Raw genomic sequence first — 20,144 nt, 5'->3', positions numbered from 1 at the left:
AGCTACCAGGCTGCTCCATCCCGCGTCTGAAGTCTTTTCTTGTCTGGGCTGTTTCAGCACCCCGTCTCAAGATGGTGCGTATTATACATAGGCCCGAAAAGCGCGCAAGCCAAATTATGAAATATTAATGAAACAATGGATCGTTCGCTCAATTAACCAGCTAAACGTACAAACAACCAGCAAGACAGGTCAACAAACCACCAAAATTCGGTAGTCAGCAATAGATTCCGCTCTGCATAAAAGAAACGACCAAAGGACCATAGGGGGTTTTCAACGATTCTCTCTTCCTTTAATAAAGAGTAAATAGCCTTATTCCTGTTAAACAGTGTTGAGTTCAAACTCCATGATTGTCTGTGCGAGAATCGCAAGAGGTCAAAACGAAGTGGCAACGAGAATTGATATCATTAGATAATGCATTGATTTGTATAAAAAATTTCCAATAATTCGAATATTACACTACACTTGACGGCATATTTTCTGATACACGGATTTGAACCAATGAAAGGTAACGCCAAGATCATTGACGCATTGAACCTGCTGCTGGCCAACGAGCTGACAGCAATGGACCAATACTTTATTCACTCTCGGATGTATCAGGACTTTGGCCTGAACAAGTTATTCGAGCGCATTGACCACGAGTTTGATGACGAGAAAGGCCACGCAGCTGCCTTAATCGAGCGTATTTTGTTTTTGGAAGGTACGCCAGACATGACCAAACGGGATGGCCTGAATATCGGCCAGGACGTTCCCGCCATGCTGCAGGCAGATTTGAGCCTGGAGTACGACGTGCAACGCTTGCTGAAAGACACCATTAAGTTGTGTGAACAAGAGCAGGACTATGTTAGTCGCGATATGCTGACCGGCTTGCTTAAAGATACAGAAGACGATCACGCTTACTGGCTGGAGCAACAACTACGTTTAATTAAACTAGTTGGTCTGCCTAATTATCTGCAATCACAAATGTAATCCATCACTGGATATATAAAGCGTGAAGCACTGGCTCAAACCAGTGCTTCATTGCATTCTCTTTGTCGCTAGACATTCAGCAGCAAGAACTCCCGCTCCCAGGAACTGATCACTTCGTTAAAGGCTTCACATTCATTACGCTTAACGGCGCTGTATGCATATGCAAAGTCTTCCCCCATGATGTGGCGTAGGGGTTCACACTTATCCAGCAGACGCAACGCTTCCTCAAGATTGCGGGCAACCTCGATTTCCTGCGTATAAGCATTACCTTCGTTAGCTTGCTGAGGCTGAAGATTTTCCAAAATACCCAAATATCCGCAGGCCAATGTTGCAGCAAAAGCCAAGTATGGATTGGCATCTGAGCCAGGCAGACGATTCTCCACCCGGAAACCATCAGGTTCACTATCCGGCACACGCAATCCCGTGGTCCGGTTGTCATATCCCCAGTCAAAATTAATCGGCGCCGAATTATCCGGCGTGAAACGACGATAAGAGTTCACATTAGGCGCAAAGAAACAAAGTGCACTTGGGCCATACTTTTGCAACCCGGCAATATAATTGAAGAACAAACTGGAGTACTTTCCATCTTTGGTGGAAAACGCGTTGTGTCCACTTTTTCTATCTACCAGGCTTTGGTGGATATGCATGGAACTACCTGGCTCACGACGCATCGGCTTAGCCATAAAGGTGGCGTACACACCGTTCGACAGGGCAATTTCCCTGACCACACGTTTAAATAGAAAAACTTCGTCGGCCAGTTTAAGCGGGTCGCCATGCAGAAAGTTAACTTCAAACTGTGCCGCCCCGGATTCATGGATCAAGGTATCAATACCCAGCTCCATCTTTTCGCAATAGTCGTACATCTGGTCAATGATTTTCTCAAATTCATTCACCGCATCAATGCTATAACTCTGCCGCGCTGACTCACGTCGTCCTGAGCGCCCTACCGGTGGGGTTAACTCATAGTCCGGGTCGGTATTTTGCGCGACCAGAAAAAACTCCACTTCTGGCGCCACAACAGGCACCAAATCCTTACTTTGATAAAGTGCCAAAATTTTCTTTAACACATTACGTGTGGACAAGGGGTGAGGCTGACCACTGGACAAATAGCAGTCATGAATAATCAGCGCAGTACGCTCATCAGCCCAAGGGACTTCGCGAATAGTAGAAGTATCAGGTTCCAGAAACATATCCGAGTCAGTTTCGCTGACAATATCGTAATGTTCACTGGTGTATTCACCGGTTACGGTTTGAATCAAGATACTCTCAGGTAAGCGGCTTTCCTGCTTTATAAACTTTTTCGCAGGAATAAATTTGCCCCGAGCATTGCCCGTTATATCAGGCACTAAACATTCAACTTCCGAGATGCGATGGCTGGAGAGCCACTTCTTAACATCATCCATATATCACCTGTTGGATTGTGCTCATAATTCTATTTCGAATTATCATTCGATATGCTAGGGTAAAAAGTGTTAATTAACAATATGGCATATTGCCAGATAAGCTAATTTTTATACCTGCTTGGGTTCTTTACCTCGCTAATCTATGACAAAGAGGCCGGGATGGAAGACATACGTCACCAGTACTACCAACAGACGGTAAACAAGCAGGTTAACTGCCCCACTTTCAGCGGCCAGCAACAGGTTGATGTCTGTATCGTTGGTGGCGGATTAACGGGTTTGTCTACCGCCCTGCACTGTGCAAACCGTGGCTTAAGCTGCGTATTGTTGGAGGCAGAAACCCTCGGATTTGGCGCTTCTGGACGCAATGGTGGTCAGGTCAGTCCGGGGCAGCGGCTGGACCAAGCAACGCTCGAAGCTAAAGTGGGCCACGAGCCGGCCGGTAAACTATGGCAACTGGCGCTTGATTCCATCGATTTGGTGCGCAACTTAATTGACCGACACCAGATTGACTGTGACTTCGTGCCGGGTGTTTTGCACACAGCCTTTAAGTCCAGTCATGCCAAAGAGATGCGTGACAATGTACGAAAGCTCAACGAAGAATATGGGTACCACGATACCCGCTTTATTGAGCGGGATGAGCTGTCGCAAATGCTGGCCAGTCCCCGCTATCATGGCGCAGAACTGGATATGCGAGCCGGACACCTGCATCCCTTGAATTTCACTCTTGCGCTGGCCGAATTGGCCCAACAAGCCGGTGCCAGCCTGTATGAGCGCAGCCGCGCTACAAAAGTAACCAGCACTAAACAAGGCATAAGAATTGATACCGCTGATGGCCAGCTCATGGCAAGTAAACTGGTGCTGGGATGTAACGGTTACCTTGGCGATTTATTTCCCAAAGTAGCCGGTAAAATTATGCCCATCAATAATTTCATCGTGGCTAGCCGCCCGCTCGGTGAAAACACCGCGCGGCAGCTTATTCGCGACAACGTTGCGGTTGCCGATTCAAAGTTTGTGATTAATTATTTTCGCACCACGCCGGATCATCGCCTGCTGTTTGGTGGCGGTGAGAACTATTCATCGCGCTTCCCGGATGACATCCGTACCTTTGTCCGCCCCTATCTGGAAGAAATCTTTCCGCAACTGCAGGGAATTGAACTGGAGTATGGCTGGGGAGGAACTCTGGCCATTACATTGAACCGTATGCCACATTTTCAATGTCTGGATAATCGTATCTATGTGGCACAGGGTTATTCAGGACACGGTGTGGCCTTAGCCACCCTGGCTGGTAAGCTGATTGACCAAGCCATCGCTGGTCAGCCGGATGATTTCAATGCGTTGGCCCGTTACCCTACTCCCACCTTTCCTGGCGGTACTTGGCTGCGTTATCCCGGCCTGGTAGCGGGCATGCTCTACTATGCGCTGCGTGATAAGTTTGGAAACTAATAAAACATGAGCAAACCTTTAACACCCAGGATATCACCCAGCCAAAAGCGCTCTATTGCCCGTCAGGAACAGATACTTGAAGTAGCTGCTGTGCTTTTAGAAAAACTCGGACCTGCGGCACTTACCACCATACGAATAGCTGAAGATGTGGGTATTTCAGTTGGCACTTTGTACCACTATTACCCCAATAAAGAAGCCATTTTACATGCTATGGGACAACGCTGGCTGCAACAGATGGCCAATACCCTTAAGCAAGATGAGCAGCAGTCACCGGCTAACTTGCATGATTTTGTTGAGCTATTTGTCAGTCATATGCATCAGTTATACAAAAAGCAGCGGGGCATTTTGCATTTGGTACAAGCCATGTTCGCCATCCCCCAATTGATGTCATTGGATGAACAACATGATGAACTGGTTATCAATCACGTAGCGAATCGTCTGGAGAAAATGGGGGTAACACTGTCGTTGTCAGAACGACAGCGTATTGGCCGAACCTTTCATGAAACCAGCCACGCTTTATTATTAGTGGTGGTCAATCAATCCAAACCCAGAGGCAGCAAAACCCTTGAAGAACTCAAGCGTATGCTGCAAACCCTGGTCGTGTCTTTTACCTAGGCTTATTTTTGACTGGCCAATAAATAAAGCATATCTGTTGCCAGCGTGGCCGCTAACAAGCTGGTGATCTGGCTGTGATCATAGGCAGGACAGACTTCCACCACGTCCATACCGACGAAGTTCAGCCCTTGCAGTTGGCGCAATAGCTCTAAAATAAAATGCGGGCTGATTCCACCGATAACAGGCGTACCGGTACCTGGTGCAAAGGCCGGATCAATACAGTCTATATCAAAGGTCAGATAAACCGGGGCATCCCCCATGGTTTGCTTAATCCGCTCGGCAATATCCACTGCCTTGGCATACCAAAGCTGCTCGGCCGGGATCACCTCAAAGGGCGTCTTGCTGGAATGGTCAGTACGGATCCCAAGCTGCATTACCTTACCATCTAGTAGTAAGCCCTGCTCCCTGGCGTGGTAAAACACACTACCATGGTCGAACTCGCTCCCCCCCGAATAATCGTCGGTGTGTGCATCAAAATGCAGTAGTGCCACAGGGCCCCGTTTGGCCACCATGGCCTGTAATACCGGCAAGGTAACCAAATGGTCACCACCGAAGGTAAAAGGTATAGCCCCCAGGTCCATAACCTTACCAATATGCTCGCGCACCGCCTGCATGGCGCCGGGTGCATCGCCATGGGAGAAATTAACATCCCCCACATCGGCAATTTTAAGTTTTCGTCTCAGGGAAAATTTCCATGGGTGACGACGTTGCTCCCAGCCAAGATTGGCGGAAGCCTGGCGAATAGCGGTAGGTGCAAAGCGCGCCCCAGGCCTGCCAGACGTGGCAAGGTCAAAGGGCACGCCAGCAATGACCACGTCGGTATCCTTATCCATTTTGCTTTTGGACGCGAATACAAAGGTGTTAGCTGGCTGATAAAGCGAATAATTGGCGTTGGTCATAAATCTGCATCAAAGAGTGTTGAGATAAAAATCATATTCCTTGAGCGTCACGGTTTGTTCGAACTTGAGCAGTTCCTGCTCCTTGCAAGCCCGGTAGACTTGGATAAAGTCAGCCCCAAAATATTGGTTGAAGACCACCGACTCGCCTAACAGCGACAGTGCATCCGGTAAACGGCAAGGTAAGGATGGGTTGTCGAACTCGAACGTATTGCCTTCCTGCGGCGCAGGTGGGGTGAGCTTGTTGGAGATACCATGATACATGGCAAACAGCACCGCCGCCATCGCTATATAAGGGTTGGCATCCGCACCGGCTACTCTGTGTTCAACCCGGCGGCTATGGGGCTCACCCGGCGGTATACGCACTGCTACAGTTCGGTTATCAATGCCCCAGTTGACATACATGGGCACATACAGATTGGGCTGCATACGACGATAGGAATTAATATTGGGGCATAAGAATGCAGTACTCTCCTGCATAGTCTCTAAAAGCCCGGCTACTGCACTTAGCAGCAAGGGATTCTCGTCGGCTTCCCCTTCTCCAAAAAGATTTTCACCGTCCTCATCTACCAGGCTTACGTGTAAGTGCAACCCACTGCCAGCCAACGCCCCATAGGGCTTAGCCATAAAAGTTGCTTGCATACCATGCTGCTCGGCAACCTGATGAATGATGCGCTTGAGCATCATGGCATGGTCACAGGCCAGCAAGGGATCGTCCCCATGGCGCAGGTTAATTTCAAACTGCCCCGGTGCATATTCAGAAACCGCTGTATCCGCTGGCACGCCCTGGGCCTGGCAGCAACTATCTACATCCAACAGAAATTCAGCAAAATCATCCAGATTGAGCATGGAATGGCATTGGGTGTTGGCTTCACGCTTACCGGTTTTGGGAGAGATGGGTGGCTGGATATAGCCGGTTTCGGTACGCTCGGCATCGATAAGATAGAATTCCAGCTCCACCGCGACCACCGGATGCATACCTAACTGTTTAAATAAGCTGACAGCGCGGTTCACCTGATGACGAGGGTCCAGTAGCACCGGCTCACCTTCATAATCGTACATGCTGAACAGCACTTGGGCGGCTGACTGAGTATTCCAGGGGCATATTGCTAAGGTTTTTAAGTCTGCATAACAAACGCGATCCGGCTCACCAATCTCCAGCCCCAATTGCGACTCTTCTACCGTCTCACCGGATGCGTCCAGCGCCAGCACAGAGAAGGGAATATGCATGCCCTGCTCGAGTACGGACTCAATGGCATCCCGCTTTACCCGCTTACCTCGTGCCACACCATTTAAATCTGACAGAATCAGGTCAAAAACTTCTACATCCGGGTAATTGACAAGAAAGGAGCTTAACTCCATGATCATCTCCGACGTTTATTATATTGAACACTTGTTCGTGTTCATCTCAGTTAAACATAAAGCATATTGGACATTCCAGCCTGAAAAACACCACTTTGTTAACGATTAGTTAAACTAAGCTTTGATGTTTTGCACACTAAATCAGCAGATTGCCACTTGAACTTTATTATTAACTCCAATAGCTTGAACCTAACGTTTCAATATTTTGTTCAGTGAGCCATACAAGTGCGAAACGCCAGTCCATTATTTATCGGTGTTTGTGCAGACCTGATAGTGCGTGGTCCTCATGCCTATCATCAGTCAGGCGACAAATATATCCGGGCCTTGATGCACGGCGATACGCCCGTGGTGCCGCTGGTTATCCCGGCGCTTTTTCATACCCTGTCAAAAGCATGCCAATCCGCTTTTATAGAAAAGCTGGATGGTGTTTTGCTAACAGGCTCTTATTCCAACCTGCATCCCAGCTATTACGAAGAAGCGGAACAGGAAGGTGATGACGCCGAGCGCGATCCGCATCGTGACGCCAGCAACTGGGCCTTATTCGATAGTGTGTTAGCTGCCGACCTCCCTATGCTGGGTATCTGTCGGGGTTTTCAGGAACTCAACGTCTACTTTGGCGGCAGCCTGCACCACAGGTTGCATGAAGTAAAAGGGCTGATGGATCACCGAGAAGACAAGGAACAACCAGTTGAGCAGCAATACGCCCCCGCCCATCCTGTGCAATTGAGTGGTCAAGGAATTCTAAGCGAATGGTTCGCTTCACAACAAAGCATCCAGGTTAACTCCATTCATATGCAAGGGGTTAAAGAGCTAGGTCATGGCTTACAAGTTGAAGCGAGAGCCGAAGACGGACTGATTGAGGCGTTTTCGCGTCCGCATTCATCTTTTCTGCTGGCCTTACAGTGGCACCCCGAATGGCGTCCTGAGCAGTATCCTCAAAATGCGCAGATACTGACGGGCTTTATTGAGGCTTGTCAGACCTGGCGGGACAAAAGGAGTCAACGATGAAGACATTACAAGAATGGCAAGCCGCTGATGCGGCGCATCACTTGCATCCTTTTACCAACCAGGCAGATATCAATCGCAAGGGCTCCAGGGTGATAAGTCACGCCCAGGGTGCCTACATATTTGAAGCCAACGGCCATCGACTATTGGACGGAATGTCCGGGTTATGGTGCTGCAACTTGGGTTACAGTCAACCGCGCATCAATCAGGCCATTGCCGCCCAGCTTGAAGAGTTGCCCTACTACAATACCTTCTTCCAGTGCACTCATCCGCGCGCTACAGAGTTGGCTCAAGCAATCAGTGACAAGGCACCTGCACATCTCAATCGGGTGTTTTTCACCAATTCAGGTTCCGAAGCCAATGACTCAGTGCTGAGATTGATTAACCGCTATTGGGATGCCAGAGGAAAGCCACAACGAAAAGCCATTATTGCCCGGCAAAACGCCTACCACGGCAGCACTATTGGCGGTGCCAGCCTCGGTGGCATGGGTTTTATGCACGAGCAGTTTGAACCCTTGAGAGGAATTCATCATATTCCACAACCCTATTGGTTCGAAGCCAGCAAAGACGTGGCTGACATGGATGAGCAGAGTTTTGGGCTATGGGCAGCCAACCAGTTGGAGCAAAAAATACTGACCTTGGGCCCCGATCATGTTGCCGCTTTTTTTGCCGAACCCATTCAAGGTGCCGGTGGGGTAATCATCCCACCAGACAGCTATTGGCCGCGCGTACAGGAAATTTGTCAGCAGTACGGCGTATTACTGGTGGTTGACGAGGTTATTTTTGGCTTTGGTCGCACCGGAGAATGGTTTGCCAGCCAATTCTATCAACTTGAACCAGACTTTATCGTGTTTGCCAAAGGCATCACCAACGGCTTTGTGCCTTTGGGTGGTGTGTTGGTATCGGACAGGGTGTCAGAGGCACTGCTGTCCCATACCAATGATCTGGCCCACGGTTTTACTTACTCAGGCCATCCGGTAGCTTGCGCTGCTGCATTGGCGACCCTGGAGATTTTGGCCGAAGGGCACATCGACAAGGTGAAAAATGAGCTAAGTCAGGCCATGCTAGATTATTGGCTGCCCCTGGCCGATCACCCACTTGTGGGACAAGCCAGATGTAAAGGATTAGTGGGCGCGCTGGAACTGGTAAAGGATAAATCCAGCAAGCAGCGATTTGCCGGCAACGGGCGTGCCGGTACAGTCTGCCGGGACATGTCCCTGCAGGCCGGTCTGGTCATGAGGGCCACGGGTGATACTATGATTATCGCTCCGCCATTCATTCTTGACCGCAATGAAATCAAGGACTTAACTGAGAGAGCCTGGCAAGCACTGGATTTGGCTCAGGCACAATTACAACAATAACAAACCTGGACAACAGTGAAATCAGCACGATTGACCTAAACCTCCAACTTATTGAATAAGGAAGAACAATGACATTCTCCCCAAAATTGCGGTTACTTGCTGGCTCCGTGCTGGCCACATCGGTTTGCGCTGCAGCTCAGGCCGACACTGTGCATGTTTACAACTGGAGCGATTACATCGCCGAAGACACAGTGGCCAACTATGAGCAGAAATCTGGAAACAAGGTAGTGTATGACGTATTCGACTCCAATGAAGTAGTCGAAGCTAAACTGCTGACCGGCAATACCGGTTTCGATGTAGTGGTACCTTCTGCTCAGTTTTTAGGGCGTCAGATTAAGGCTGGCGTGTTTGCCAAACTCGATCGCAGCAAGCTACCAAACTGGAAGCATTTGGATCCTATGCTGATGTCCAAACTGGAAAAAGTTGATCCGGGCAATGAGCATGCCGTACCTTACCTGTGGGGTACCACAGGCATTGGCTACAACGTGGAGAAGGTCAAAGCCATTTTAGGTGACGACTTCGAAGTCAACAGCTGGGATATGATCTTCAAACCCGAAATCATTTCCAAGCTCGCCGAGTGCGGCGTAGTGACCTTGGATGCCGCGTCTGAAATCGTGCCTGCTGCCCTGCACTATCTGGGCATGGATCCAAATACTAACGATACCAAGGAAATCGAAAAAGCCGGCGAATTGCTAAAATCCATTCGCCCGCATATCCGCTATTTCCATTCATCTCAATATATCAACGACCTGGCCAACGGCGATGTGTGTGTAGCTGTGGGTTGGAGCGGTGATGTATTCCAGGCCGCTGATCGTGCCGAAGAAGCCAACAACGGTGTGACTGTAGGATACGTGATCCCCAACGAAGGCGCGGCCATGTGGTTTGACATGCTGGCCATTCCGGCCGATGCCAAACAGGTTGAAGCCGCTTATGACTTCGTAAACTACCTGATGGAACCCGAAGTCATCGCCGGTATCAGTGACTATGTGTCCTACCCTAACGGCAACAAAACCTCTACCAGCATGGTTGACCCGGAAATTACCGGAAACCCGGCCATTTACCCGCCTGCCGAGGTAATGGAAAAGCTCTATACCTTTGAAGTACGCCCAGCCAAAGTTTCCCGCGCCACCAATAAAGTGTGGACGGAAATGAAGGCCGGTAAGTAATCATAGGATGCGTCCGGGCAGCATTGGGTTGCCCGGACCTGACAAATTGCGATAAAGGATCCCCGTACCGATGACCTTGAAACACCTTTCTCACTCTCCCAGCCCGGTGTTGCTGGAACTGAAAAATCTAAGTAAGCATTTTGACGGGCATCCGGCCGTGCGTGACGTCAACCTGCAATTTTATCAGGGTGAAATTTTTGCCTTGTTAGGCGGATCCGGCTGCGGAAAATCCACCTTGCTGCGCATGTTATCCGGCTTTGAAATTCCAAGCGGTGGCAAGATCTTGTTAAATGGCGAAGATATCGCGCAAATTCCCCCTTATCGCCGCCCATTTAATATGATGTTTCAATCCTACGCGCTGTTCCCGCATATGACGGTAGAGCAAAACATTGCTTATGGATTGCAACAGGACAAATTAAGCAAGGCAGACATTGCCAGCCGCGTAGAAGAGATGCTCAAGCTGGTACACATGACCCAGTATCGCCAGCGCAAACCCGCCCAATTATCCGGTGGTCAGCGTCAGCGGGTTGCCCTGGCTCGCAGCCTGGCAAAACGTCCAAAGTTGCTGCTGCTTGACGAACCCATGGGTGCTTTGGATAAAAAACTCCGTGGTGAAATGCAGTTAGAACTGGTGAATATCATCAAGCAAGTGGGCGTAACGTGCGTGATGGTTACTCATGACCAGGAAGAAGCCATGACCATGGCTGATCGTATCGCCATTATGCATGCGGGTGAAATTCTGCAAATTGGCTCTCCACACGACATTTATGAATTCCCTAATTGCCGTTATGTGGCTGACTTCATTGGTGAGGTTAACCTGTTCGCCGGTGAGATAGTGGAAGAAGAGCCAGCCTATGTGGTTATTCATGTGCCAAACCTGGCCAGACCCATATACATAGACCACGGTATCAGTGGTCCGGGTAATACCCGCCCGGTGAGCGTTGCCGTCAGACCGGAAAAAATTCGACTCAGTGCCGAGCAGCCCGACGAACAGTACAACTGGGGGACGGGTATTATTGATGACTTGGCATATCTGGGCCAACACAGTATTTATCATATCCTGTTACCCAATAAGCAGTTTATTCAAGTTACCCAAACCAACGACAGGCGCCGTGAGCTGCCATTTGAACTGGAACAGGAAGTGTATGTTTCCTGGTCGCCAGATGCCTGTGTGGTGCTGGAGGAATAAGCATGGAACTGCTCAAAAGCCTCCGGCAAAGCTGGCTGTTCAGACCACGCAGTGGTGTCATCGCCATCCCCTACATCTGGCTGCTGCTGTTTTTCCTGGTGCCTTTTATTATTGTGCTGAAGATCAGTTTCGCTGAAACCGAAATTGCGATTCCTCCTTACACAGATTTGGTCACCTATGAAGATAACCATCTGACCATCGACCTGAACCTGGGTAACTATGCCTATTTGTTCAACGACGATTTGTACCTGACCGCGTATCTAAGCTCCATTCGTATCGCCTTTGTCTCAACACTGTTATGCCTGTTGATTGGTTATCCGATGGCGCTGGCCATCAGCCGGGCACCGGCATCAACTCGTAATGTATTGTTGTTACTGGTTATTCTTCCGTCATGGACGTCTTTCTTGATTCGTATCTATGCCTGGATAGGCATTTTGAAGCCCAATGGCTACATCAATAATTTTCTGATGAGCCTGGGCATTATTGACGAACCTATCATCATGCTGCATACCGATTTTGCCGTGTATATCGGCATCGTTTATGCCTATCTGCCCTTTATGATCCTGCCGCTGTACGCCAATATGATGAAGCTTGATCATAGTCTGGTGGAAGCCTCTCAGGATCTCGGTGCGTCGCCTTTCACTACCCTGACCAGGGTTATAGTGCCGCTTACCAAAGCAGGCATTATCGCCGGCTGCATGCTGGTATTTATTCCGGCCGTCGGTGAGTTTGTCATCCCTGAACTGCTGGGGGGCCCGCAGACCCTGATGATAGGCAAGGTGCTATGGGAAGAGTTCTTCAACAACCGTGATTGGCCGGTCGCTTCGGCTGTCGCCATTGTCATGCTGGCGTTGCTGATCATTCCTATTATGTGGTTTGACCGCATCCAGAATCGTCAAACGGAGGAAGCCTGATGCGTTTTTCCTTCAGTAAGATGATGTTGTGGCTGGGATTGGCGTTCCTGTACGCACCAATGCTGATTTTGGTCATTTATTCATTTAACGAATCACGCCTGGTCACAGTCTGGGCGGGATTTTCGACCAAATGGTATGGAGCACTGCTGGACAACCAGAAGTTGTTAGACGCAGTGGCCAACAGCCTGAAAATTGCCTTTTTCTCCGCCACCGCAGCGGTTATTTTGGGAACCCTGGCCGCTTTTGTGCTGGCCAGATTCAAGGGCTTCAAAGGCAGCACCTTACTACGAGGTATGATTACCGCGCCGCTGGTTATGCCTGAAGTTATTACGGGTTTGTCGTTGTTGCTGTTGTTTGTGGCCATGGCCCAGTTAGTGGGTTGGCCGGGAAGTCGCGGTATGACAACGATTTGGCTGGCGCACACCACGTTTTGTACTGCGTATGTTGCCGTAGTAGTAGGTTCAAGGCTGACCGAAATGGACATGTCAGTGGAGGAAGCGGCGCAGGATCTTGGCGCCACGCCGTTTAAAGTATTCTTTACTATTACCTTGCCGATGATTGCCCCCGCGCTGGTATCGGGTTGGTTGCTGGCCTTTACCCTAAGCCTGGATGATCTGGTGATTGCCAGCTTCGTTTCCGGCCCAGGCTCAACGACCCTGCCTATGGTAGTTTTCTCCTCTGTGCGACTGGGCGTCAGTCCAGAAATCAACGCCTTGGCAACTATCATTATTGGTATTGTCACCAGTTTGGTATTTGCCTCCTGGTACTACGCAAGACGAGTGGAGAAGGCCCGGCTGCGCGACCAACGGGCGTTGTCACAATCATGAAAGTCGGTAAGCGTATTAAAGCATTGAGAAAGCAGCGAGGCCTGTCCCAAAGGGAATTGGCCAAGTTGGTCAATCTGCCCAACAGCACGCTGTCGATGATTGAACGGGATGCGGTCAGCCCGTCTATTAGTAATCTGCACAAGATACTAAACGGGCTGTCGATGCCGCTTAGTCAGTTTTTTACCCATGATTTTGTCGAAGAGGACAAGCTCGTTTATGGCCCCGACGAACTGACCGATATTGGCAGTGACGGCGTACAGTATCTGCTGGTCGGGGCAGAAAAGGCCGATCGGCAACTGACCTTTCTGCAGGAAGTGTATCCGCCGGGCAGTGGTACCGGGGAAGAATGGATAAGTCATCCAGGTCAGGAAGCCGGCACAGTATTAAGTGGTGAACTGACCATATTGCAGGGCCATCAGGAATATCAATTAAAAGCCGGAGACAGCTACTATTTAAATACCCAGTTGCCCCACCAATTTGTTAACCGGGGTAATGAGGTATGCAAAATTATCAGTGCCGTCACCCCGGCCAGTTTTTAATGCCCAAGGAGAATCCGATGAGCGACAAAACCTATGCCCAGTGGCAAGCCTATTGCCAAGCGCTTGTCAGCCAGCAACGAATCGAAGGGCGAGCCTTTATTAACGGCGGCTATAGGCAAGCGCAAAGCGGACGCAGCTTCGATTGCATTAACCCGGCAAATGGCGAAGTCATTGCACAAATTGCTGAATGTGATGAAGCCGATGTTGAGATAGCGGTCAGTGCCGCCAGGCAAAGCTTTGAGTCTGGCGTATGGCGAAATCAGTCACCTAAAGTACGCAAAGAGACACTGATTAAACTGGCCGCCTTAATGGAGGCAAACCAAACCGAGCTTGCCGCGTTGGAAACCCTGGATATGGGCAAACCCATCAGCGAGAGTTTTCATGTGGACGTGCCCGGTAGCGCCGATGTGATCCGCTGGCACGGCGAAGCCATCGACAAAATCTATGATGAAGTCGCCCCCACCCAAGATGATGTGCTGGCCACCATCACTCGCGAGCCTATTGGTGTGGTAGCGGCTATTACCCCCTGGAATTTTCCATTGTGGCTGGCTTGCTGGAAAATTGGCCCGGCATTGGCGGCGGGCAACTCTGTGGTACTCAAACCTTCAGAAAAATCCTCGCTGACCGCGATTTTTCTCGCACGGCTTGCCAGTGAAGCCGGTATTCCAGACGGTGTTTTTAACGTGGTGCCAGGATTTGGCCACACAGTAGGCAAAGCGCTCGGGCTGCATATGCAGGTTGATTGCCTGGCCTTTACCGGCTCTACTCGCACCGCCCGCACCCTACTTGAATATGCCGGTCAATCCAATATGAAACGGGTTTGGCTGGAGGCGGGTGGCAAAAACCCGAATATTGTCTTCGCCGATTGCCCGGATCTGGATAAGGCCGCCCGCAGCGCTGCGTCTGGCTGTTTCTACAATCAAGGCGAGGTATGTGTGGCCGGCACCCGTTTATTGGTGGAACGCAGTATTCACGATGAGTTTGTACAAAAAGTCGTGGAAGCCAGTCGCTATTTCAAACCCGGCGATCCCTTAGATCCCGCCACCAACATGGGGGCCTTGGTGGATAAACAGCACCAGGGCAATGTGCTGCAATACATTCAATGGGGCCAGCAAGGTGGTGCCACTTTAGCCTTAGGTGGCGAGGCGGCGCTTGATGCTGACAAGGGGGCGTTTGTTGAGCCCACCATTTTCACCGGTGTTAATAACCAGATGCGTATTGCCAGAGAAGAGATTTTCGGCCCAGTGATGGCAGTTATCCCCTTTGACGACGAGCAGCAAGCTATTCAAATCGCCAATGACACCGACTACGGTCTGGGCGCGGCGCTGTGGACTGGCAATTTGTCACGCGCCCATAAACTCGCCAAGCAACTGCGAGCCGGTTCAGTGTGGATAAATAACTATAACGACGGGGATATGACGGTGCCTTTTGGTGGCTTTAAGCAATCCGGAAACGGCAGGGATAAATCCCTGCATGCGCTAGATAAATACACTGAACTGAAAACCACATGGATCCAGCTTTGATCAATCAGGAAATCAGTCGCAAATAACAAAGGTTTAAAAACGAACCCGGTCATCTTGTCTTTGACATTAAGACCATTGGGAAACTGTCCCAATCCAAGGCGGAGTGAGTTGTCCCGTCTAGATTCTAACAATAATGTATTGAAGGAAACCAGGATGAAACTCAAAACCAAATTACTCTCAAGTGCCCTGCTTCTTGCTCTACCTGCGCTGGCCAATGCCGAGGTCAGCGGCTATGTCACACTGACCTCGGACTATATGTTCCGGGGCCTTAGTCTGAACGACAAGGACCCAGCCATTCAGGCTGGTCTTGATTGGAGTTCGGAAAACTCCGGCTGGTATGCCGGAGTCTGGGCATCCCCAGTAACAGATGACACCGAAGTGGATCTGTTCGTCGGCTATGCCGGCGAATTGTCTGAAGGGCTGGAATATGACCTCATGGCAGTTTACTACGCCTATCTGGACGAAAACGAATACAACTACATGGAACTGCACGCCGGGCTAAGCAAAGCGTTGTCAGATAATTTCAGCCTGGGTGTGAACCTTGATTACACCAATGATTCTTTAGGCTCCAGCGCCTATGAAGACATGAATGCCCTGCACATGTCAGTTGTGGCCAGTTTCAGTATTCAGGAAGACCTCTCACTGGAGCTAGAGTACGGCCGCCAGGGCTGGGAAGAATATGGCGAAGATGAAGACTATGACTGGGGTCGCCTGTCTGTGCTTAAAGACTATGGCAACTTCTCTTTTGATGTCAGCGCCTGGTACAACGACCTGGATGGTGACGACTCATCCAAGTTCACCGTGGGCGTCAGCTACAACTTCTAGTCGCTCCGATTAGCCGTATTCCAGGCCCAATCGGGCCTGTTTTCCCCATTGGGAGGTCAAAATGGGTGAACTTGTCAGCAGCTATTATCAGTTTAATGCCGGTAGTACCAATTACCCCAAATTGCAGGGTACCCAGGATACCGACGTATGTATCTTAGGCGGGGGCTTTACCGGCTTGTCATCAGCCTTACACCTGGCTCAAGCCGGAATGAAGGTGGTTTTGCTGGAAGCCAACCGTATTGGTTTTGGTGCCAGTGGCCGTAATGGCGGGCAAATCGTTAACAGCTACAGCCGAGATGTGGATCATATTACCGCACGCTACGGTCAGGCTGCTGGTGACGCCATGGCCGCCATGATGTTCGAAGGGGGCGAGATTATCCGCCAGCTAATCGAGCAATACCAAATTGACTGCGACTATGTGCCCGGTGGAGCCTTCGTGGCCATGAATGCCAAACAGATGCAGCATCTTGAGGCGCAGCAACGTCTGTGGCAACAACATGGTAATCAGCAACTCACCCTGTTAGATCGTAATGCCCTGGCAGATATCGTCAGTTCCGACCGCTATGTCGGTGGCCTTAGTGATGGTTTAAGTGGACATATCCAGCCCCTAAAGCTGGCGCAAGGTGAAGCCCGCGCTATTCAATCTCTGGGTGGACAGATATTTGAACAAAGCCCGGTCACTCGGGTGGTACGGGGTAAAACCTTACAAATCCATACCACACAAGGTTCAGTTAACTCGCGTTATCTGGTCGTCGGTGCCAATGCCTATCTCAGCCATGTGCTGCCTGAGCTAAGCAAACGCAATATGCCTTGTGGTACGCAAATCATTACCACTGAAGTATTAGGTGAAGCACGTTGTCGCGAACTTTTACCGGCCAATTATTGTGTAGAAGACTGCAATTACCTGCTTGATTACTACCGTACCACGGCAGATCATCGACTGCTTTACGGTGGCGGCGTGGTGTATGGTGCGCGCGATCCGGCCGATATAGAACGTTTGATTCGGCCCAAACTGGAGGCCACCTTCCCCAGCCTGAAAGGCGTAAAAATTGATTTTAGCTGGACAGGGAATTTCTTACTGACCTTATCTCGACTACCTGAATTTGGTCGTTTGGACAACAACATTTACTACATGCAAGGTTACAGTGGCCACGGAGTCACCTGCACTCACCTGGCCGGTAAAGTTGCCGCCGAAGCCCTGACCGGTCAGGCTGGTCGCTTTGACGTTTTTGCCAAGTTACCACACTTACCACTATTGGGCGGGCGGGCCTTACAGATTCCATTTACGGCCTTAGGTGCCGCTTATTACAACCTGCGTGACAAATTGGGGATCTAAGATGTCAGTCATTAAATTCACCAGCACAGACAGCAGTTTCTCCAGCTACCCCACTCCGCTGGAGAAACAGTTGAGTGGCCCGGTTACCCAATATATTGCGAATCATTACTCCGACCCGACCAATCAATTTCATGTCGGTTTCTGGGGCAGTGAGGTGGGTAGTTGGCGGGTAAGCTGCAGCGAACATGAATACTGCCAGCTGCTGGAGGGTCAGGTTGAACTGGAAGATGAGCAAGGCAATAAAACCACCATTCAGGCGGGTGAGCACTTTGTGATCCCGGCTGGGTTCAGCGGTATATGGCACAGTCTGACACCATGCAAAAAACTCTATGTAATATATGAAGCAACGCCCCCAACAATGGCACAAACAACTTAAACAAGCTTAGAATTGGTACGTCAGGCTAATTCCCCATTGACGCGGGGCTGCAAGATAACGCTCAGCCACACCAAAGGCCTGGGTAAAATCATTAGCGCCGATAACATATTGAGTATCTGTGAGGTTTGTCACAAAAGCCGCCGCGCTCCATCGTTCATTCAATTCCCAATTTAGCCTGGCATTAACCAGGCTAAATGCCTTTTGTACCGCCAGGGCAGAATTAAATACATCGTTGTAAGTCTTGCTGCGAAATGCCCAGTCTAAACGAGCGGTGACGCTGCTCTGCCCGGCCAGCGGCAAACGATACCAAAGCGCCAAATTTGAAGTCCAAGCTGGAGTTCGAATCAGCTTGGAGTCCAACGTCACCTGAGTGGCACTGCCCACATCCACAAACTCTGCGTCGATGTAACTCAGGCTGCCACTTAGTCCCAACCTGGTATTCACCTTTGCTTGCCATTCAAGTTCCACGCCTTTACTGCGCGCCTCGCCCACATTATCAATCAGAATCTCAAGCCCTGATTCCTCACTGGACTGGCCACCACGTAACTGCATATCCTGATGGTTGATGTAAAAGCCGGTCAGATTCAAACGTAACTTGTTATCCAGCCATTGCGAGCGCATGCCAAGCTCATAGGAGGTCAGGTATTCAGGATCAAAGGGCTGAGCCGTTACCGGGGAATTGGGTAAACCGTTGAAGCCCCCTGATTTAAAGCCCTTGGAAGCCGAGCCATATAACATCATGCTGGGGCGATATTGATATTGCAGCGCCACCAATGGTGAGAACACCCGCCAGGACTTCTTGATCGCCCCTTGCGGATCCTGCGCCGTACGTCTGAACAGCTCCACTCTGGAGACATTCGCCACACCCAGTACCTGCTGGGATTTTCGCTCATAAGTCAGCCGCCCTCCCAACGTCAGGCTCCATTGGCTATCTAACTGCCAGTTTGTCTGGGCAAACAATGCATAGCTTTGGTTATTCAACCAGTTGATGTAACGATTATCCAAGTCGAGACTAATATTCAGTGGGTTACCCGGCCCCCCAATGTCCGTTGGCTGGTTGAGTGGTGAGCCATCTAATGGACCCGGCAAAGCTTCCAGCGCAGCATAAAGATTCTCAAAGAAGATAAAATCTGCCTGGTATGCAACATCTTCATCAAAGGCAAACAGGCCAAGCAGCCAATCCAGCGAGCCATTCTGACCGGTTAAGTTAAATTCCTGACTGCGCTGGTTGCTCCCCTGCCAGTCACGGGTTACCCCAATATTGACCGGGTTGTGATCAAAATCACGACTGTATACCCCATTCATGCTGTTATATGCGGTAATAGACTTAAGATTGAGTAAGGGGGATATTTGCCAATTGATAGTAGCAGCCCAAGCGTATTGGCTGAGGCTATTGTCATTACCCAAAGTGGCTGCACTGTCAAAGCCGGTCTGGCTGGTTTGCAGGGGCTGCAACGGCATAAAACGCCCTGACACTGAGGCAGCCTGATTAAATAGCCGGATAAGGCTGGCCTCATCGTTTTTTACCTCAATGACGGCAGGTGCACTGCCGTTTTGCTGCCACTGCCCACTGTAGCTAAGAGTCAGGTCCAGGGCATCGGCTAATATCAATTGGTACTTGGCCAGCAGATTAAAATCATCCTGGCCACCTTCCTGCTCGCCGTTCAGGCGGGTAACAAAGCCGTCCCGGCTATTTTTCGACAAGGCCAGACGCAGGCCACTGTCCTGAGCGAGAGGCTGATTCCACACCAAGGCTATATCACGCCGCTGATACTCCCCCATATCAGCTTTTACACTCAGGCTTTGCTGCTTGCCCACCTTGTTGGTGAAGACCTGCACTGCACCACCTATGGTATTTTTACCAAATAAGGTGCCTTGCGGGCCACGCAGCACTTCCAGATGATCAATATCGAGAAACCTGACAATGCCCCCCGCTGAACGAGCCTGGTAAACCCCGTCTACATAGATACCGACACTGGGATCAATAGTGGGAATGGGGTCGACCTGGCCTACCCCACGTATAGTAATATTGGCACAATGTGTACAACCAGAGTTCTCCCCTACCGTAGTCACATCTATATTTGGCAAAAAATACGACGCGTCGAGCAGACTATTGTGGCCACCCAAAAGTAACTGCTGGCCAGTTAAAGCTGACACTGCCAGAGGGGTTAGTTGCAGGTCTTCCAGCACTTTTCGGGCTTCGACCTTGATATCCAACAATTCATCCAGAGAAAGAGAAAAAAGGTCCGTGTTGAGTTGATTATCAGCGGCATGTCCTTGCTGGCTGACCATCCCAGCCAATAATGATAAGACCAGAATGGAAGATGCTGTTACTTGCATGCAAGCCACCATCAACGTTAAGGGCTACTTGAGTGTAGCCCATTGCCAGATAAAGTTT

The 20,144-nt window shown here is 50.1% G+C and carries 18 protein-coding genes; 14 read left to right on the top strand and 4 right to left on the bottom strand.

Features of this window, described 5'->3' with window-relative positions:
• Positions 1 to 498: 498 nt before the first annotated feature.
• Complete coding sequence (bfr, locus tag J0A65_RS09690; protein ID WP_206593970.1) at positions 499 to 966, top strand: bacterioferritin; 468 nt, start codon at positions 499 to 501, stop codon at positions 964 to 966.
• A 68-nt stretch (positions 967 to 1,034) separates the two neighbouring features.
• On the opposite strand, the gene J0A65_RS09685 is transcribed toward bfr, so the two are convergent.
• Positions 1,035 to 2,369 carry a glutamine synthetase family protein gene (locus J0A65_RS09685; RefSeq protein WP_206593969.1) on the bottom strand — a complete coding sequence of 445 codons (1,335 nt, stop codon included), beginning with the start codon at positions 2,367 to 2,369 and terminating at the stop codon, positions 1,035 to 1,037.
• A gap of 159 nt (positions 2,370 to 2,528) precedes the next feature.
• On the opposite strand from J0A65_RS09685, the gene J0A65_RS09680 reads away from it, so the two are divergent.
• Together J0A65_RS09680 and J0A65_RS09675 are read left to right on the top strand one after the other, a co-directional pair.
• Positions 2,529 to 3,812: an NAD(P)/FAD-dependent oxidoreductase gene (locus J0A65_RS09680; RefSeq protein WP_206593968.1), complete on the top strand. Its 1,284-nt coding sequence runs from the start codon at positions 2,529 to 2,531 to the stop codon at positions 3,810 to 3,812.
• A gap of 6 nt (positions 3,813 to 3,818) precedes the next feature.
• Positions 3,819 to 4,427 (top strand): TetR/AcrR family transcriptional regulator, encoded by a 609-nt coding sequence (locus J0A65_RS09675; protein ID WP_206593967.1) that lies wholly within the window; start codon positions 3,819 to 3,821, stop codon positions 4,425 to 4,427.
• Positions 4,428 to 4,429: 2 nt separating this feature from the next.
• Here the strand turns inward: J0A65_RS09675 and speB are convergent, their stop codons facing one another.
• Together speB and J0A65_RS09665 are read right to left on the bottom strand one after the other, a co-directional pair.
• Positions 4,430 to 5,326: an agmatinase gene (gene speB, locus J0A65_RS09670; protein WP_206593966.1), complete on the bottom strand. Its 897-nt coding sequence runs from the start codon at positions 5,324 to 5,326 to the stop codon at positions 4,430 to 4,432.
• 9 nt (positions 5,327 to 5,335) lie between these two features.
• Positions 5,336 to 6,685 carry a glutamine synthetase family protein gene (locus J0A65_RS09665; protein WP_232849843.1) on the bottom strand — a complete coding sequence of 450 codons (1,350 nt, stop codon included), beginning with the start codon at positions 6,683 to 6,685 and terminating at the stop codon, positions 5,336 to 5,338.
• Between the two features lie 225 nt (positions 6,686 to 6,910).
• Between J0A65_RS09665 and J0A65_RS09660 the strand changes: the two genes are divergently transcribed.
• The 11 genes from J0A65_RS09660 to J0A65_RS09610 all read left to right on the top strand — a co-directional run bounded on the left by J0A65_RS09660 (position 6,911) and on the right by J0A65_RS09610 (position 17,746).
• The gene (locus J0A65_RS09660) at positions 6,911 to 7,693 is read left to right on the top strand and encodes a gamma-glutamyl-gamma-aminobutyrate hydrolase family protein (protein ID WP_206593964.1); all 783 of its coding nucleotides are present in this window, start codon (positions 6,911 to 6,913) and stop codon (positions 7,691 to 7,693) included.
• Positions 7,690 to 9,051: an aminotransferase gene (locus J0A65_RS09655; protein WP_206593963.1), complete on the top strand. Its 1,362-nt coding sequence runs from the start codon at positions 7,690 to 7,692 to the stop codon at positions 9,049 to 9,051. The genes J0A65_RS09660 and J0A65_RS09655 overlap by 4 nt, the downstream gene beginning before the upstream one ends.
• A gap of 68 nt (positions 9,052 to 9,119) precedes the next feature.
• The gene (locus J0A65_RS09650; RefSeq protein WP_206593962.1) at positions 9,120 to 10,217 is read left to right on the top strand and encodes an extracellular solute-binding protein; all 1,098 of its coding nucleotides are present in this window, start codon (positions 9,120 to 9,122) and stop codon (positions 10,215 to 10,217) included.
• Between the two features lie 70 nt (positions 10,218 to 10,287).
• Positions 10,288 to 11,406: an ABC transporter ATP-binding protein gene (locus tag J0A65_RS09645; RefSeq protein ID WP_206593961.1), complete on the top strand. Its 1,119-nt coding sequence runs from the start codon at positions 10,288 to 10,290 to the stop codon at positions 11,404 to 11,406.
• 2 nt (positions 11,407 to 11,408) lie between these two features.
• On the top strand, positions 11,409 to 12,320 hold the full coding sequence (locus tag J0A65_RS09640) for an ABC transporter permease subunit (protein ID WP_206593960.1): 912 nt from the start codon (positions 11,409 to 11,411) through the stop codon (positions 12,318 to 12,320).
• Positions 12,317 to 13,147, top strand: coding sequence for an ABC transporter permease subunit (locus J0A65_RS09635; RefSeq protein ID WP_206594023.1), 831 nt, complete (start codon positions 12,317 to 12,319; stop codon positions 13,145 to 13,147). Before J0A65_RS09640 ends, J0A65_RS09635 begins: the two co-directional genes overlap by 4 nt.
• The gene (locus J0A65_RS09630) at positions 13,144 to 13,686 is read left to right on the top strand and encodes a cupin domain-containing protein (RefSeq protein ID WP_206593959.1); all 543 of its coding nucleotides are present in this window, start codon (positions 13,144 to 13,146) and stop codon (positions 13,684 to 13,686) included. Before J0A65_RS09635 ends, J0A65_RS09630 begins: the two co-directional genes overlap by 4 nt.
• Positions 13,687 to 13,703: 17 nt before the next feature.
• Positions 13,704 to 15,209: an aldehyde dehydrogenase gene (locus tag J0A65_RS09625; protein ID WP_206593958.1), complete on the top strand. Its 1,506-nt coding sequence runs from the start codon at positions 13,704 to 13,706 to the stop codon at positions 15,207 to 15,209.
• A 153-nt stretch (positions 15,210 to 15,362) separates the two neighbouring features.
• Positions 15,363 to 16,034, top strand: a complete 672-nt coding sequence (locus J0A65_RS09620; protein WP_206593957.1) for a TorF family putative porin — start codon at positions 15,363 to 15,365, stop codon at positions 16,032 to 16,034.
• 61 nt (positions 16,035 to 16,095) lie between these two features.
• Positions 16,096 to 17,370 carry an NAD(P)/FAD-dependent oxidoreductase gene (locus tag J0A65_RS09615; RefSeq protein ID WP_206593956.1) on the top strand — a complete coding sequence of 425 codons (1,275 nt, stop codon included), beginning with the start codon at positions 16,096 to 16,098 and terminating at the stop codon, positions 17,368 to 17,370.
• Between the two features lies 1 nt (position 17,371).
• Positions 17,372 to 17,746, top strand: a complete 375-nt coding sequence (locus tag J0A65_RS09610; RefSeq protein ID WP_206593955.1) for a cupin domain-containing protein — start codon at positions 17,372 to 17,374, stop codon at positions 17,744 to 17,746.
• Between the two features lie 6 nt (positions 17,747 to 17,752).
• On the opposite strand, the gene J0A65_RS09605 is transcribed toward J0A65_RS09610, so the two are convergent.
• On the bottom strand, positions 17,753 to 20,086 hold the full coding sequence (locus J0A65_RS09605; protein WP_206593954.1) for a TonB-dependent receptor: 2,334 nt from the start codon (positions 20,084 to 20,086) through the stop codon (positions 17,753 to 17,755).
• Between the last annotated feature and the right edge of the window lie 58 nt (positions 20,087 to 20,144).

The sequence above is a fragment of the Bowmanella yangjiangensis genome (assembly GCF_017255015.1).
GTDB classification, from domain to species: domain Bacteria; phylum Pseudomonadota; class Gammaproteobacteria; order Enterobacterales; family Alteromonadaceae; genus Bowmanella; species Bowmanella yangjiangensis.
This window is presented reverse-complemented; position numbering and strand designations above follow the sequence as displayed.